The sequence below is a fragment of the Streptomyces saintjeani genome (assembly GCF_055409605.1).
Genome location: NZ_CP189624.1, coordinates 6,512,817 through 6,528,018 on the forward strand (window position 1 = coordinate 6,512,817; position 15,202 = coordinate 6,528,018).

The 15,202-nt window shown below is 70.2% G+C and carries 12 protein-coding genes; 6 read left to right on the forward strand and 6 right to left on the reverse strand.

Annotated elements, in window-relative coordinates:
• Nucleotides 1-45 precede the first annotated feature (45 nt).
• The 3 genes from pyk to pta all read right to left on the reverse strand — a co-directional run bounded on the left by pyk (nt 46) and on the right by pta (nt 4,866).
• Complete coding sequence (gene pyk / locus ACQCO7_RS29870; RefSeq protein ID WP_464074716.1) at nt 46-1,476, reverse strand: pyruvate kinase; 1,431 nt, start codon at nt 1,474-1,476, stop codon at nt 46-48.
• A gap of 73 nt (nt 1,477-1,549) precedes the next feature.
• Complete coding sequence (locus tag ACQCO7_RS29875; RefSeq protein ID WP_464074717.1) at nt 1,550-2,779, reverse strand: acetate kinase; 1,230 nt, start codon at nt 2,777-2,779, stop codon at nt 1,550-1,552.
• Nucleotides 2,776-4,866: a phosphate acetyltransferase gene (gene pta / locus ACQCO7_RS29880; protein ID WP_464074718.1), complete on the reverse strand. Its 2,091-nt coding sequence runs from the start codon at nt 4,864-4,866 to the stop codon at nt 2,776-2,778. The genes ACQCO7_RS29875 and pta overlap by 4 nt, the downstream gene beginning before the upstream one ends.
• A gap of 232 nt (nt 4,867-5,098) precedes the next feature.
• On the opposite strand from pta, the gene ACQCO7_RS29885 reads away from it, so the two are divergent.
• From ACQCO7_RS29885 to ACQCO7_RS29895, 3 genes are read left to right on the forward strand one after another with little or no spacing between them, the layout of a single operon-like run.
• Nucleotides 5,099-6,124 (forward strand): ATP-dependent 6-phosphofructokinase, encoded by a 1,026-nt coding sequence (locus ACQCO7_RS29885; RefSeq protein WP_464074719.1) that lies wholly within the window; start codon nt 5,099-5,101, stop codon nt 6,122-6,124.
• Nucleotides 6,125-6,150: 26 nt separating this feature from the next.
• Nucleotides 6,151-6,600: a PPOX class F420-dependent oxidoreductase gene (locus ACQCO7_RS29890; RefSeq protein WP_464074720.1), complete on the forward strand. Its 450-nt coding sequence runs from the start codon at nt 6,151-6,153 to the stop codon at nt 6,598-6,600.
• The gene (locus tag ACQCO7_RS29895; protein WP_464074721.1) at nt 6,597-8,612 is read left to right on the forward strand and encodes a tetratricopeptide repeat protein; all 2,016 of its coding nucleotides are present in this window, start codon (nt 6,597-6,599) and stop codon (nt 8,610-8,612) included. Before ACQCO7_RS29890 ends, ACQCO7_RS29895 begins: the two co-directional genes overlap by 4 nt.
• 78 nt (nt 8,613-8,690) lie before the next feature.
• Here ACQCO7_RS29895 and ACQCO7_RS29900 read toward each other — a convergent pair whose 3' ends face one another.
• A complete protein-coding gene (locus ACQCO7_RS29900; protein ID WP_464074722.1) occupies nt 8,691-9,515 on the reverse strand; it encodes a 5'-methylthioadenosine/S-adenosylhomocysteine nucleosidase family protein in 825 nt (274 codons plus the stop codon).
• 46 nt (nt 9,516-9,561) lie between these two features.
• On the opposite strand from ACQCO7_RS29900, the gene ACQCO7_RS29905 reads away from it, so the two are divergent.
• Nucleotides 9,562-10,095: a hypothetical protein gene (locus tag ACQCO7_RS29905; RefSeq protein WP_464074723.1), complete on the forward strand. Its 534-nt coding sequence runs from the start codon at nt 9,562-9,564 to the stop codon at nt 10,093-10,095.
• A 10-nt stretch (nt 10,096-10,105) separates the two neighbouring features.
• Here the strand turns inward: ACQCO7_RS29905 and ACQCO7_RS29910 are convergent, their stop codons facing one another.
• Both ACQCO7_RS29910 and ACQCO7_RS29915 read right to left on the reverse strand, forming a co-directional pair.
• Nucleotides 10,106-10,801 (reverse strand): response regulator, encoded by a 696-nt coding sequence (locus tag ACQCO7_RS29910; RefSeq protein WP_050369153.1) that lies wholly within the window; start codon nt 10,799-10,801, stop codon nt 10,106-10,108.
• Nucleotides 10,798-12,441, reverse strand: a complete 1,644-nt coding sequence (locus ACQCO7_RS29915; RefSeq protein WP_464074724.1) for a sensor histidine kinase — start codon at nt 12,439-12,441, stop codon at nt 10,798-10,800. The genes ACQCO7_RS29910 and ACQCO7_RS29915 overlap by 4 nt, the downstream gene beginning before the upstream one ends.
• 124 nt (nt 12,442-12,565) lie before the next feature.
• On the opposite strand from ACQCO7_RS29915, the gene ACQCO7_RS29920 reads away from it, so the two are divergent.
• Nucleotides 12,566-13,993 carry a cation:dicarboxylate symporter family transporter gene (locus ACQCO7_RS29920; RefSeq protein WP_464074725.1) on the forward strand — a complete coding sequence of 476 codons (1,428 nt, stop codon included), beginning with the start codon at nt 12,566-12,568 and terminating at the stop codon, nt 13,991-13,993.
• A 337-nt stretch (nt 13,994-14,330) separates the two neighbouring features.
• Complete coding sequence (locus tag ACQCO7_RS29925) at nt 14,331-15,095, forward strand: DUF2127 domain-containing protein (RefSeq protein WP_464074726.1); 765 nt, start codon at nt 14,331-14,333, stop codon at nt 15,093-15,095.
• Nucleotides 15,096-15,202: the final 107 nt, after the last annotated feature.

Consider the following 15,202-nt stretch of genomic DNA (forward strand, 5'->3'; position numbering starts at 1 on the left):
CCCCCTGTCCAACAGGGAGCGCCCTCAGTGTCGTTCAGGCCGGACTCACTCCGTCGAGCCGCCCGCGATGTGGTGGACGCGGAGCATGTTCGTCGTGCCGGGGACGCCGGGAGGGGAGCCCGCCGTGATGATGACCGTGTCGCCGGGGGTGAAGCGGTTGATCTTGGCGATCTCCTGGTCGACCATCTCGACCATCTCGTCGGTGGAGTTGACGAAGGGGACCACGTGGGACTCCACGCCCCAGCTCAGCGTGAGCTGGTTGCGGGTGTTCTCGTCCGTGGTGAAGGCGATGATCGGCTGCTGGGCGCGGTAGCGGGACAGGCGGCGCGCTGTGTCTCCGGACTGCGTGAAGGCGACCAGGCCACGGCCACCGAGGAAGTCGGCGATCTCGCAGGCCGCACGGGCGATCGAACCGCCCTGCGTACGCGGCTTCTTGCCGGGGACGAGCGGCTGGAGACCCTTGGAGAGCAACTCCTGCTCGGCCGCCGTGACGATCTTCGACATCGTCTTGACGGTCTCGATCGGGTACGCGCCGACGGAGGACTCGGCGGACAGCATGACCGCGTCCGCCCCGTCGAGGATCGCGTTGGCGACGTCGGACGCCTCCGCGCGCGTCGGACGGGAGTTGGTGATCATCGACTCCATCATCTGGGTCGCCACGATCACCGGCTTGGCGTTGCGGCGGCACAGCTCGATGAGCCGCTTCTGCACCATCGGGACCTTTTCGAGCGGGTACTCGACGGCCAGGTCGCCGCGGGCCACCATGACGGCGTCGAACGCCATCACGACGTCCTCCATGTTCTCCACCGCCTGCGGCTTCTCCACCTTGGCGATGACGGGGACCCGGCGGCCCTCCTCGTCCATCACGCGGTGGACGTCGGCGACGTCCTTCGCGTCCCGGACGAAGGACAGCGCGACCATGTCGCAGCCCATGCGCAGCGCGAACCGCAGGTCCTCGATGTCCTTCTCGGACAGCGCGGGCACGTTCACCGCGGCGCCCGGCAGGTTGATGCCCTTGTGGTCGGAGATGACGCCGCCCTCGACGACGGTCGTGCGGACCCGGGGCCCGTCCACCGCGAGGACCCTCAGCTCGACGTTGCCGTCGTTGATGAGGATCTGGTCGCCCGGCGCCACGTCACCCGGCAGGCCCTTGTACGTCGTACCGCAGATCGTCTTGTCGCCCGGGACGTCCTCGGCGGTGATGGTGAACTCGTCACCGCGCACCAGCTCGACGGGGCCCTCGGCGAAGGTCTCCAGGCGGATCTTGGGGCCCTGGAGGTCGGCGAGGACGCCGATCGCCCGGCCGGCCTCCTTGGAGGCGGCGCGGACCCGGTCGTACCGGCCCTGGTGCTCGGCGTGGGAGCCGTGGCTGAAGTTGAAACGGGCCACGTTCATGCCGGCCTCGATCAGCGACACCAGCTGGTCGTGGGAGTCGACCGCGGGGCCGAGAGTACAGACGATTTTCGAACGGCGCATGAGTCGATCCTATCGGTTTGTTTCGCTACGGAATATTCCGTCTGGCGGAATGTACAAATGGGCGGGTTCGCGCTCAGTTGTCAGACGCCGGATTTCTCGAACCGGCCCCGACCAGTGCGTACGTCTGGCTCGCTATCTCCAGTTCCTCGTCCGTCGGCACGACGGCCACCGCCACCCGCGCGCCCTCCGGCGAGATCAGCCGCGCCGCACCGCTCCGTACGGCGTTGCGCGCCGGGTCCACCGCGAGGCCGAGCCCCTCCAGGCCCGCCAGCGCGGCGGACCGCACCTCCGCCGCGTTCTCTCCGACCCCGGCCGTGAACGCGACCGCGTCGACCTTTCCGAGCACCGCGTAATACGCCCCGATGTATTTCCTCAGCCGGTGGACGTAGATCTCGAAGGCGAGTTCCGCCGCCTTGTCGCCCTCGTCGACCCGCCGCCGGATCTCCCGCATGTCGTTGTCGCCGCAGAGCCCGACGAGCCCGCTCCTCTTGTTGAGGAGAGTGTCGATGTCGTCCGTGGACATTCCGCCAACCCGCGCCAAATGGAAGATGACGGCGGGGTCCAGGTCACCGGAACGCGTACCCATCACGAGCCCCTCCAAAGGCGTCAGCCCCATCGAGGTGTCCACGCACCGGCCGCCGCGCACGGCGGACGCCGACGCCCCGTTGCCCAGGTGCAGCACGATGACGTTCACCTCCTCGGGCGCCTTCCCCAGCAGCTCCGCCGTCGCCCGGGACACGTACGCGTGCGACGTGCCGTGGAAGCCGTACCGGCGGATGCGGTACTCGTCCGCCGTCGCCACGTCGATCGCGTACCGGGCCGCCGACTCCGGCATCGTCGTGTGGAACGCCGTGTCGAACACGGCGACCTGCGGGAGGTCGGGGCGCAGCGCCTGGGCCGTGCGGATGCCCGTCAGGTTCGCCGGGTTGTGCAGCGGGGCGACCGGGACGAGGCGCTCGATCTCCGCGAGGACGGCGTCGTCGATGACGGTCGGCTCCGTGAACGTCTGGCCGCCGTGCACCACCCGGTGGCCGATCGCCGCCAGCTCGGGGGAGTCGAGGCCCAGACCGTCCGCCGCCAGCTCCTCGGCGACGGACTTCAGCGCCGCCCCGTGGTCGGGGATCGGGCCCGTGCGCTCACGCGTGACGTCGCTCGTCAGGTCCGTGTGCTTCAGGCGGGACGTCTCCTCGCCGATCCGCTCGACCAGGCCCGTCGCGAGACGGCTGCCGTCGGCCATGTCGAGGAGCTGGTACTTGACCGACGAGGAGCCGGAGTTGAGGACGAGGACGCGGGTCGCGGTCACTGGGCTGCCTTCTCTGCGAGCGGGGTCTGGGCCTGGATGGCCGTGATGGCGACGGTGTTGACGATGTCCTGGACCAGCGCGCCCCGGGACAGGTCGTTGACCGGCTTGCGCAGCCCCTGGAGGACCGGCCCGACCGCGATCGCGCCGGCCGACCGCTGCACCGCCTTGTACGTGTTGTTCCCGGTGTTGAGGTCCGGGAAGATCAGCACCGTCGCCTGCCCCGCCACCTCCGAGCCGGGCAGCTTGGTCGCCGCGACCGACGGCTCCACCGCCGCGTCGTACTGGATCGGTCCCTCGATCTTCAGGTCCGGCCGGCGCGAGCGCACCAGCTCGGTCGCCGCGCGGACCTTGTCGACGTCCGCGCCCGAACCCGACGTACCCGTCGAGTACGACAGCATCGCGATCCGCGGCTCCACCCCGAACTGGCCCGCCGTCGCCGCCGCCTGGATCGCGATGTCCGCGAGCTGCTCCGCGTCCGGGTCGGGGTTGACCGCGCAGTCGCCGTACACCAGGACCTTGTCGGCGAGGCACATGAAGAACACCGACGACACGATCGACGCGTCGGGCTTGGTCTTGATGATCTCGAAGGACGGGCGGATCGTCGCCGCCGTGGAGTGGACCGAGCCGGAGACCATGCCGTCGGCCAGGCCCTCCTTCACCATCAGGGTGCCGAAGTAGTTGACGTCCGAGACGACGTCGTACGCCAGCTCGACCGTGACGCCCTTGTGTGCGCGCAGGGACGCGTACGTCTCGGCGAAGGCGTCGCGCAGCTCGCTCGACGCCGGGTCGATCAGCTGGGCGTCGCCGAGGTCGATGCCCAGGTCGGCGGCCTTCTTGCGGATCTGGTCGACCGGGCCGAGGAGCGTCAGGTCGCACACCGAGCGGCGCAGCAGGACCTCCGCCGCGTGCAGGACACGCGCCTCCGTGCCCTCCGGGAGGACGACACGGCGGCGGTCCGAGCGGGCCTGCTCCAGGAGCTTGTGCTCGAACATCATCGGCGTGACGCGGTCGCTGCTCGGAGCCGATACGCGGCTGAGCAGGTCGGCGGTGTCGACGTACCGCTCGAACAGGCCCAGCGCCGTCTCCGCCTTGCGCGGGGTCGCCGCGCCCAGCTTGCCCTCCAGGGAGAAGAGCTGCTCGGCGGTCGGGAAGCTGGTGCCCCGCACCGACAGGACCGGCGTACCCGGCGCGAGGCGCGCGGCCAGCGTGAGGATGTGCTCGTCCGGCACCTCGTCCAGCGTCAGCACCACCCCCGCGATCGGCGGGGTCCCGGCGCTGTGCGCGGCCAGCGCGCCGACGACCAGGTCCGCGCGGTCCCCCGGCGTCACCACCAGGCACCCCGGGGTCAGGGCGGCCAGGAAGTTCGGGAGCATCGCGCCGCCGAAGACGAAACCGAGCGCGTCCCGCGCGAGCCCCGAGTCGTCGCCGAGGAGGACCCGCGCGCCCAGCGCGTGCTGCACCTGGGAGACCGTCGGCGCAGAGAGGGCCGGCTCGTCCGGCAGGACGTGACACGGCACCGGGAGCCTGTTCGCGAGGCGGTCCGCTATCTCGTCCCGGTCCTCGCGGGCCACCCGGTTGACGACCATCGCCAGCACGTCGCAGCCCAGGCCGTCGTACGCGCGGAACGCGTTGTGGGTCTCCGCGCGCACCGACTCCGCGGTCTGCCGCCGGCCGCCGACCACCGGGATCACCGACGCCCCGAACTCGTTCGCCAGGCGGGCGTTCAGCGACAGCTCGTCCGGGAACTGGGTGTCCGCGTAGTCCGTGCCGAGGACCAGGACGACGTCGTACTCCCGCGCGACCTTGTGGAAGCGGTCGACCAGCGTCGACACCAGCTCGTCCGCGCCCCGCTCGGCCTGGAGCGTCGACGCCTCGTGGTAGTCCATGCCGTACACCGACGACGCGTCCTGCGCCAGGCGGTAGCGGGCGCGCAGGAGCTCGAAGAGGCGGTCCGGGCCGTCGTGGACCAGCGGGCGGAAGACGCCCACGCGGTCGACCTGGCGGGTCAGCAGCTCCATGACCCCCAACTCGACGACCTGGCGGCCGTCGCCGCGGTCGATCCCGGTCACGTACACGCTGCGCGTCACCCGTCGTCTCCGTTTCCTGTCGATCTCGTGTTGTTGATTCGTGCTGTTGTGAGGGGATCGTTCCGAGCGGCCCGATCGGTTCACGAAGAGTCACCCACACAGGTGAGCAGAACCCTCTTGACAATACCCTCGGGCCTGGATAAGGCGCCCGCCAGTCCCAGGAGGGACACAGCGGCATGAAAGAATCGAAGAAGGCTCACACACCCCGACAGCGAGCAGGAGACACAGCACGATGCGCATCGGAGTTCTCACAGCGGGCGGCGACTGCCCCGGCCTGAACGCAGTGATCCGGTCGGTCGTGCACCGGGCGATCGACAACTACGGCGACGAGGTCATCGGTTTCGAGGACGGCTACTCGGGCCTCCTCGACGGCCGCTACCGCGCCCTCGACCTGGAGTCCGTCAGCGGCATCCTCGCGCTCGGCGGCACCATCCTCGGCTCGTCCCGCCTGGAGCGCGACCGCCTGCGCGAGGCGTGCGAGAACGCCTCCGACATGATCCACGAGTTCGGCATCGACGCGCTCATCCCGATCGGCGGCGAAGGCACCCTCACGGCCGCGCGCATGCTCTCCGACGCCGGCCTGCCCGTCGTCGGCGTACCCAAAACCATCGACAACGACATCTCCGCCACCGACCGCACCTTCGGCTTCGACACGGCCGTCGGCGTCGCCACCGAGGCGATGGACCGGCTCAAGACCACCGCCGAGTCCCACCAGCGCGTCATGGTCGTCGAGGTCATGGGCCGGCACGCCGGGTGGATCGCCCTCGAATCCGGCATGGCCGCCGGCGCGCACGGCATCTGCCTGCCCGAGCGCCCCTTCGACCCCGCCGACCTCGTCAAGCTGGTCGAGGAACGCTTCGCGCGCGGCAAGAAGTTCGCCGTCATCTGCGTCGCCGAGGGCGCGCACCCCGCCGAGGGCTCCATGGACTACGGCAAGGGCGCGATCGACCAGTTCGGCCACGAGCGCTTCCAGGGCATCGGTACGGCGCTCGCGCGCGAGCTGGAGCGGCGGCTCGGCAAGGAGGCGCGGCCGGTGATCCTCGGCCACGTCCAGCGCGGGGGCACCCCCACCGCGTACGACCGCGTCCTCGCCACCCGCTTCGGCTGGCACGCCGTCGAGGCCGCCCACCGGGGGGAGTTCGGCCACATGACCGCTCTGCGCGGCACCGACGTCGTCATGGTCCCGCTCGCCGAGGCCGTCACCGAGCTGAAGCGCGTCCCCGTCGACCGGATGGACGAGGCCGAGTCGGTCTTCTAGGCGCCGCTTTCGGGCAGGCTTCCGTCATGGACGCTCTGTACGAAGCCGGCGGCACCCTCGACGAACACGCCCGCGCGCGCCTTCTGGCCCCCAACTTCTGGCATCTCGCCACGGTCGGACCCGATGGCGCGCCCCAAGTCTCGCCCATGTGGGCGGACTTGGTGGACGACCATGTGGTCGTCAACACGTCCATCGGACGGGTGAAGGAGCGCAACCTCCGCCGCAATCCGTGGGTTTCGCTGTCCCACCACGATCCGCGGAATCCGTACGACCGGGTCGAGATCCGGGGGCGGGTGGTGCGGTTCGTGGAGGGGGAGGAGGCGGAGCGGGGGATGGACCGGCTCACTCAGAAGTATCTGGGGGTGGAGCGGTATCCGTGGCTGATGGAGGGGGAGCGGCGGGTGGTGCTGGTGATCGAGCCGGTGCGGGTGCGGCATGTGGTGGGGGTGGAGCCGTTTTCGGTGGGGGTGCTGTGACCGTCGGCGGGGACCATCTCGACTTCGGCGGCGCCGAGTTCCACGGGATCGTCGTCGCCAAGGGCGAGGTCCACCAGCACGCCGTACTCCCCGAGGCTCTCGACGCACTCCCTGCGCGGACACCCGGATTCACCGGACGGGAAACCGAACTCGCCGCGCTCCTCGCCGTGTTGGAGCCGTCCTCCCGGATTCCGGCCGCCGCCGTGTCGGGACTCGGCGGAGCCGGGAAGACGGCGCTCGCCGTCGAGGCGGCCCACGAGGCCTGCGCGCGGGGGTGGTTCCCTGGCGGAGCGCTGTTCCTGGACCTGCACGGGTACGACGACGAATCCGTCTCCGGTGCCCTCGCCCTCGGCGCGTTGCTCCGGGCGATGGGAATCCGGCCTGAGGGCATCCCTGCGCGCGCCGAGGAACGCGCCTCCCTCTACCGCTCGTTGCTCGTCAGGCGCGGCAGGGAACGGGGTGCCGTGCTGGTGCTGGCCGACAATGCCTCCTCGCCGGACCAGGTACGGCCCTTGCTGCCGGGGGACGCCCGGCATCGGCTGCTCGTCACGTCCCGCACCGTGATTCCTCAACTCGGTGCCCGGCTCGTGGTGTTGGGGGAGCTGAGTGCCGAGGAGTCGCGCGTGCTGCTGGACCGGGTGCTGCGGGTCGCCGACCCTGGGGACGAGCGGGTCGAGGCTGAACCCCGACAGGCCGCGATTCTCGCGGAGTTGTGCGGGCGCCTGCCGTTGGCTCTGCAGATCGCGGCGGCCTTGCTGGCGGTTGAACGGGGGCTGTCGGTGGGGGAGTTTGTCGTCGAGTTCGGCGGGGTTCGGGACCGGCTCGAACGGTTCGACGACGGGGAACGGAGCGTTCGGGCCGCGTTCGATCTGTCGTACCGTCAACTGTCCTCGGAGCAGGCGCAGTTGCTGAGGTTGCTCGCGGTGGCTCCGGGGGCCGAGGTCGGGGATGAGGTGGTCGCGGTTCTGGCGGGGGCCACGGAACCGCCGGTCCGGGATCTGGGGATGCTGGCTCGGGCGCACCTTGTGGCGAGGGTGCGGGGGCGGTGGCGGTTGCACGATCTCGTGCGGGCGTACGGGGCGGGGATGGCGGGGGAGAGCGAAGAGGCCGCCCGGGTAAGGATGTTGGGGTATTACGGGGAGCGAGCCGAGGCGGCCGATGAGTGGTTGCGGTGGCTGCCCGGGAGGCCTGAGCCTGGAGGCTTCGGGAGTCAGGCCGAGGCGTTGGCCTGGCTGGATGCCGAGCGGGAGGGGCTCGTCGCCGCCACGGCGTGGGTCCGCCATGAGGACGCGGTCGCTCGGCTTGCCGCCGCTCTCCCCGGCTATCTGTCCTGGCGTCGTTGTTTCGAGGACGGGATCGCCGTGGGACGCGCCGAGTTGGCGGCGGTCCGGCGGCTGGGGGACCGCAGGCGCGAGGCGTTGGCCTGGAGTCATCTCGGCGGTGCGCTGCGACAGTTCGGCCGGATGGACGAGGCGATCGCGGCGCATGTCGAGGCGCGGGGGCTGTGCTCTCTGCTCGGTGACCGGGTTGGCGAGGCGTACGAGTGGGACTGGCTCGGACTCGCCCTGCGGGAGTCCGGGAGAGCGGAGGAGGCGGTCGAGGCGCACACCGTCGCGCGGGACATGTTCGGCGCGGTCGGCGACTCGCATCAGGCGGCGCACGCCGGGGACTGCCTTGGGCGTGCCCTGCGTGAAGTCGGGCGGCTGGAGGAGGCCATTGCCGCGCATCTGGGGGCACTTGAAGTGTTCGTCGAACTTGGTGACCGGCACCGGGAGGCGCGGTCCCGGGACAACCTCGGGCTGGCATTGCGGGATGCGGGGCGTGTGGGGGAAGCGGTGGAAGGGCACCGGCAGGCGGTGGGGATCTATGAGGAGTTGGGAGACTGGTTCTGCCTGGGGAGGTCGTTGCGGTATCTGGCGGAAGGGTGCGGGGAGTTGGGATGGGTGGAGGAGGCTCGGGGGTATGAGGAGCGGGCGGAGGAGGCGGAGGGTCGGGTGGGGGCGGGTGGGTAGGCGTGCGCTTGGAGGCAGGCGACGTGGGAGCGGCTGTACGGGCTCCTCGTCGAGGTCCGTACGGGGTGGGGCCCGTGTCTACGGGGTGCCGGTCTGTTTTCCGGTGACCGGGCCGTAGAAGGTGCCGTTGCTGAAGTCGATGTGGTCGCCGGAGTAGGCGGTGTTTTCGGGGCCCTCCTGGGTCGTACGCGGCTGGTGTTTGCGCAGGACCGCGATCGCCACCTTCGCCGCCTGTTCCGCCGCGCGTTCCTGGGAGCCCGAGGCGTCCGCCGCGTGCTTGTCCGGGTTCGCGAAGTCGCTGATGCCGCGGATCACCAGGGCGTCCAACTGGCCGCTCAGGTGGGCCGCGTGGGAGGCGCCGGAGCCCTCCATCTCGATGGCGTAGGCGTCGCTGTAGGAGCGGCGGATGCGGGCCGCGAAGTCGGAGCGCTGGTCCGCGAGGACCACGTCGCCGCAGGCTATCGGCTTGCGGTGGCCCCGTACGTCCGGGCGCAGGTCCCGCAGCGCCGAGCGGGCCGCCTGGATCAGGGCGTGGGAGCCGTGCCAGCTCTCCGGGCGTTCCAGGTGGCCCTCGGGGGTGAGTTTGCCGCCCTGGACGGCGTACACCTTCGTCCCCACGACCACGTCGCCGAGTTCCAGGTCGTCCTTCAGGCCGCCCGCCACGCCCACGAACAGGAGCGCCTCGGGGTGGAGTTCGTTGATGATCTGCTTCGCGAGGATCGCCGTCGTGAGGGCGCCCTCGCCGAGTTCCGCGACGGCGAGGGTCCAGTCGGTGCCCTCAAGTCGGCCTTGTTCCAGGCGAGTTCCATCGGGCAACGTGATTTCCGTCGGCTCCCCGAGGTACGGGTGCACGGCGTCGTACTCGGCGGGCAGGGCGGTGAGGATCACGGCTGTGTGCGGCACACCTTTAAGGTACTGCCAAGTCGCCGGGGGAAGAGGCAGGACGGACATGCCGGAACAAGACGTCAGCGCGGGGCAGTTGCTGCTCGCGGAGTACGAGAACATCAAGGACGAGCAGAAGGCCCGGATCGGGTTCCGGGACAATCTGCTGTACGTGACCCTGACCGTCGTCGCGGCGGTCATCGCCGCCGCCGCTCAGGCCAAGCGGGGGGAGATGCTGCTCGCGCTGCCGCCGGTGTGCGTGGTGCTGGGGTGGACGTACCTCGTCAACGACGAGAAGATCTCGGCGATCGGGCGGTATGTGCGGGAGGAGTTGGCGCCCCGGCTCTCCGAACTCGCGGTGCCCGGTGGGGGGTTCACCGCGTTCGGGTGGGAGGTCGCGCACCGGGGGGACACGCGGCGGAAGTCCCGTAAGCGGGTCCAACTGGCCGTGGATCTGCTGGCGTTCTGCGTCGTGCCGCTCGCCGCGCTGGTGGTGTTCTGGGTGGGGGCCGGTGGGCAGCCGATGCTGGTGGTGCTGTCGGGGGTGGAGGCGTTGACCGTGCTGGGGCTGGGGGCTCAGGTCGTGGCGTACGCGCGGTGACGAGGGGGCCTCACCGCCGGTCCCCCCGAACCCACCGGTAGACCAGCTCCGGCCGCCCCACCTGCCCGTACAGCGGCTGCCGCTCCGCCCTCCCCGCCTCCACCAGATGCTCCAGATACCGCCGAGCGGTGATCCGCGAGATCCCCACCGCCTCGGCCACCCCCGCCGCGGTCAGCCCCTCCCCGGCCTCCCGCACCGCCCCCGTGACCCGCTCCAGCGTCGGCCCGCTCAACCCCTTGGGCAACGCCGCAGGACTCGGCGCCCGCAGCGCGGCCAGCGCCCGGTCCACCTCGTCCTGGCCGCTGGCCTCACCGGCGGCGCCACGGAACTCCGCGTACCGCACCAGACGGTCCCGTAGCGTCGCGAAGGTAAACGGTTTCAGTACGTATTGCACGACCCCCAGCGACACCCCCTCCCGCACGACCGTCAGATCCCGGGCCGACGTCACCGCGATCACGTCCGCGTGGTACCCGGCCGCGCGCAACGACCGAGCGAGCTGCAAACCGTGGCCGTCCGGCAGGTGGAGGTCCAGCAGCAGCAGATCCACCGGCGTACGGTCGAGCTGCCTCCGCGCCTCCGCCCCCGTGTGCGCCTTCCCCACCGCGACGAACCCCGGCACCCGCCCCACGTACAGCACATGCGCGTCCGCCGCCACAGGGTCGTCCTCGACGACGAGGACACGGATCGGCTCCGCTCCCGTACTCATGCTCCGCCTCCAGAAACCGGCACGCGCAAGGGCAGGCGCGCCACGAACTCCGCGCCACCCCCCTCGGCGGCGGACACCGTCAGCGTCCCGTCATGGCGGTGTACGGCCTGTCGTACCAGAGCGAGGCCGAGTCCGCGCCCCCCGGGACCGGAGGGTTTCGTGGTGAAGCCGCGTTCGAAGACCTTCTCCGTGTCGCCGGGGGAGACGCCGGTGCCGGTGTCGGAGACCGACAGGACCAGTTCCGCGTCCGTTGTGTAAGCGGTTACGGAAACGCGCGCACCGACACTCCCCTGAGCCGCGTCCACCGCGTTGTCGATGAGGTTGCCGAGGATCGTGACGAGGTCGCGCGCGGACAGGGAGGCGGGCAGGACCCCGTCGTCGAGGCGGCTGGACTGCGAGACCTCCAACTCGACGCCCCGCTCGTTGGCCTGGGCGGTCTTGCCCAACAGCAGTGCGGCGAGGACGGGTTCGCTCACGGCGGCGACGACCTGGTCCGTCAGCGCCTGCGCCAACTCCAGTTCGGCGGTGGCGAATTCGACGGCCTCGTCGGCCCTGCCGAGTTCGATCAGCGACACCACCGTATGGAGCCGGTTCGCCGCCTCGTGCGCCTGTGAGCGCAGCGCCTGCGTGAAGCCGCGCTCGGAGTTCAACTCGCCCATGAGGGACTGGAGTTCGGTGACGTCGCGCAGCGTCACGACCGTACCGCGCCGCTCGCCGCCGGAGACCGGGGACGTGTTGACGACGAGGACCCGCTCGGCCGTGAGGTGGACCTCGTCGACGCGCGGCTCGGAGGCGAGGAGGGCGCCGGTCAGCGGTGCGGGCAGGCCGAGTTCGGCGACGGAGTCGCCCACGACGCCGGTGGGGCCGACGCCGAGCAGTTCGCGTGCGCCGTCGTTCATGAGGGCGACGCGGTACTGGCCGTCGAGCATGAGCAGCCCTTCGCGGACGGCGTGCAGGGCGGCCTGGTGATAGTCGTGCATGGCGCTCAGCTCGCCGGCGTTCATGCCGTGGGTGTGGCGGCGCAGGCGCGCGTTGATGACGTACGTACCGATGCCGCCCAGTGCGAGGGCGCCGCCGGCCACGCCGAGGAGGGCGGTGACCTGTTCCTGTACGCGCTTGCTGATGACCTCGATCTTGATGCCGGCGCTCACCAGGCCGATGATCTGATCGTCGGACCGCGAGCTCTCGGCGGAGTCGCTGGCCCAGATCGGCGTCACCGCCCGGACCGACTCCCCCAGCGTCCCCGTGTACTTCTCCGTGAACGACTGCCCCTTCAGCGCCCGCTCGATGTGCCCCAGGAACTTCTGCCCGATCTGCGTCCGGTCCGGGTGCGTCCACCGGATCCCCCGCGGGTTCATGATCGTGACGAAGTCGACCTCGGTGTCCTTCATGACCTTGAGCGCGTACGGCTGGAGCCGGGCCGAGGGATCCCCCGCCGTGATCGCCTCCCGCACCGACGGTGAATCGGCCACCGACCGCGCGACGGCCATCGCCTGCCGGCGCGCCGCGTCCTCCGCCTGCCGCTCGTCGCTGATGTAGCTGAACAGCGCGTACCCGGCCACGACCACCGCTATCAGCACCGCCTGCATACCGAAGAGCTGGCCTGCGAGGCTGCGGGGGCGGGGGACGCGGAGGTGCATGTGGCCAGTCTGCCTTCCGTCCGTGGCGTGAACTAAATGAACGGAAGGGTGACCGCCCTCACAGGGCGGGAGATAGTCACCGCATTCCCTTATCTCCCCGGGCCGTGAGCCGCACGCCGGTGTGATGCCGACGAAGACGTCAAGGAGGGCAGCCGTGGCCGCCAGCACCCCCGATACGGCACCTGCCGCTCCCGCTGTGAAGCGGGACCGCACCCACTATCTCTACATCGCCGTGATCGCGGCGGTGGCCCTCGGTATCGCCGTCGGTCTGATCGCCCCCGACTTCGCCGTCGAGCTGAAGCCGATCGGGACCGGATTCGTCAACCTGATCAAGATGATGATCTCGCCGATCATCTTCTGCACGATCGTGCTCGGCATCGGGTCCGTCCGCAAGGCCGCCAAGGTCGGCGCGGTCGGCGGGATCGCGCTCGGCTACTTCGTGGTCATGTCGTTCGCCGCGCTGGCCATCGGCCTGGTCGTCGGGAACATCCTGGAGCCCGGCAGCGGTCTGCACATCACCGAGGCGGTCCGGGAGTCCGGTCAGTCGCAGGTGGCCGCGGAGTCCAAGGACACCACCGAGTTCCTCCTCGGGATCATCCCCAAGACGATCGTCTCCGCGTTCACCGAGGGCGAGGTCCTCCAGACCCTGTTCGTCGCCCTTCTGTGCGGTTTCGCGCTCCAGGCGATGGGGAAGGCCGGTCAGCCGGTCCTGCGCGGTGTCGAGCACATCCAGCGCCTCGTCTTCCGCGTCCTCGCGATGATCATGTGGGCCGCCCCGGTCGGCGCGTTCGGCGCGATGGCCGCCGTCACCGGTTCGGCCGGCGTGGACGCGCTGAAGAGCCTCGCCGTCCTGATGGTCGGCTTCTACATCACCTGCTTCCTCTTCGTCTTCGTGGTCCTCGGTACGATCCTGAAGATCGTCACCGGCCTGAACATCTTCACCCTGTTCAAGTACCTGGGCCGCGAGTTCCTGCTGATCCTGTCCACCTCCTCCTCCGAGTCGGCGCTGCCGCGGCTCATCGCGAAGATGGAGCACCTGGGTGTCAGCAAGCCGGTCGTCGGCATCACCGTTCCGACCGGTTACTCCTTCAACCTCGACGGCACCATGATCTACATGACCATGGCGTCCCTGTTCATCGCCGACGCCATGGGTACGCCGATGGCCGTCAGCGAGCAGATCCCGCTGCTGCTCTTCCTGTTCGTCGCCTCCAAGGGCGCGGCGGGTGTCACCGGCGCCGGTCTCGCGACCCTCGCGGGCGGTCTCCAGTCCCACAAGCCGGCGCTGGTCGACGGCATGGGCCTGATCGTCGGCATCGACCGCTTCATGAGCGAGGCCCGCGCCCTCACGAACTTCGCGGGCAACGCCGTCGCCACGGTCCTGATCGGCACCTGGACCAAGGAGATCGACAAGGAGCGCGTCCAGCAGGTCCTCGCGGGCGAGCTTCCCTTCGACGAGAAGACGCTCCTCGACGAGCACGCCTCGGTCGTCCCGGACGACGACGAGACGGACGAGCAGCCGGCGTCCGGCGAGAAGGAACTCGCCAAGGCGTGAACGCCCGCTCCTGAGGCAGGGGCATGAACCCCGCCTCCGAGAACTCCGGGTGTCCGGCCCCGCCTGAACCGGGGCCGGACACCCGGTAGCTGGAACACAGAAACCCCGGACCACTCAGGTCCGGGGTTTCTGTATGCGGTTGCTGTCCCGTTACTGCGCCTGTGCGGCCTTCTGCCGGGTTCACCCGAGTGGAAGACGTAGAGCGACGGGCACCTCGACGCGGGCGAGGTCACGCAGGCCGCCGCCCGCGCGTCGCGTTCGTTCTCACGTCAAGTTCTCACCTCGTACCGCTACCGTGCCGCTCCGTAATCAATCGGAGCGTATGGAGGCACGGGGGATGAAGGTCGACTGGGACAGGCGGACGTGTGCGCGGAAGGGGCATGTGACGTATGCGCCTAGCGAGGGGCTGTTCGCGGAGCGGTTGCATGCGGTGACCGCGCTCGGGGACGCGTGGCGGTGTCTGCGGTGCGGGGACTTCGCGTTGGGGGAGCCGCAGGGGCGGGGGCCGGCGGTGGAGGCGCCGCTCGTGGCGCGGGGGAAGGTGCTGCGGGATCTGTTCATTCTGCGGTTTCTCGCCGTGGAGCGGGCCGTGCGGGGGGTGTTCATCGTGCTGGTCGCCGTCGCCGTGTGGAAGTTCAGCAACAGCCAGGACTCCGTGCGGCGGCTGTTCGACGAGTATCTCGACGTCTTCCGGCCCGTCTTCCGGCACTTCCACTACGACCTCGACCACTCCCCGGTCGTCGGCTCCGTCCAGAAGGTGTTCGGGTACAAGCACGGCACCCTCGTCCTCGTCGCCGTTCTTCTGCTCGTCTACGCGCTGATCGAACTCGTCGAGGCGGTCGGGCTCTGGTACGCGAAGCGGTGGGCGGAGTACCTGACGGTGGTGGCGACGGCCGCGTTCCTGCCGCTGGAGATCTATGAACTCACCGAGCGCGTCAGTGGGTTGAAGATCGCGACGCTGGTGCTGAACCTGCTGGCGGTGCTGTACATCGCCGTCGCGAAGAGGCTGTTCGGGCTGCGCGGCGGGCGCAAGGCGTTCGAGGAGGAGCGGCAGAGCGCGTCGCTGCTGGAGGTGGAGGAGTCGGCGGGGGTGGTGGCGTAGGAGGGGACCGCGTACGGCGCCGTGGGTCGTGTGATCGTGCGCGACAAACCCGGCGACGCGGGCGATCATCCCCGGAATACTGGTCGCCCGTGACTCCTCCGCCCCGT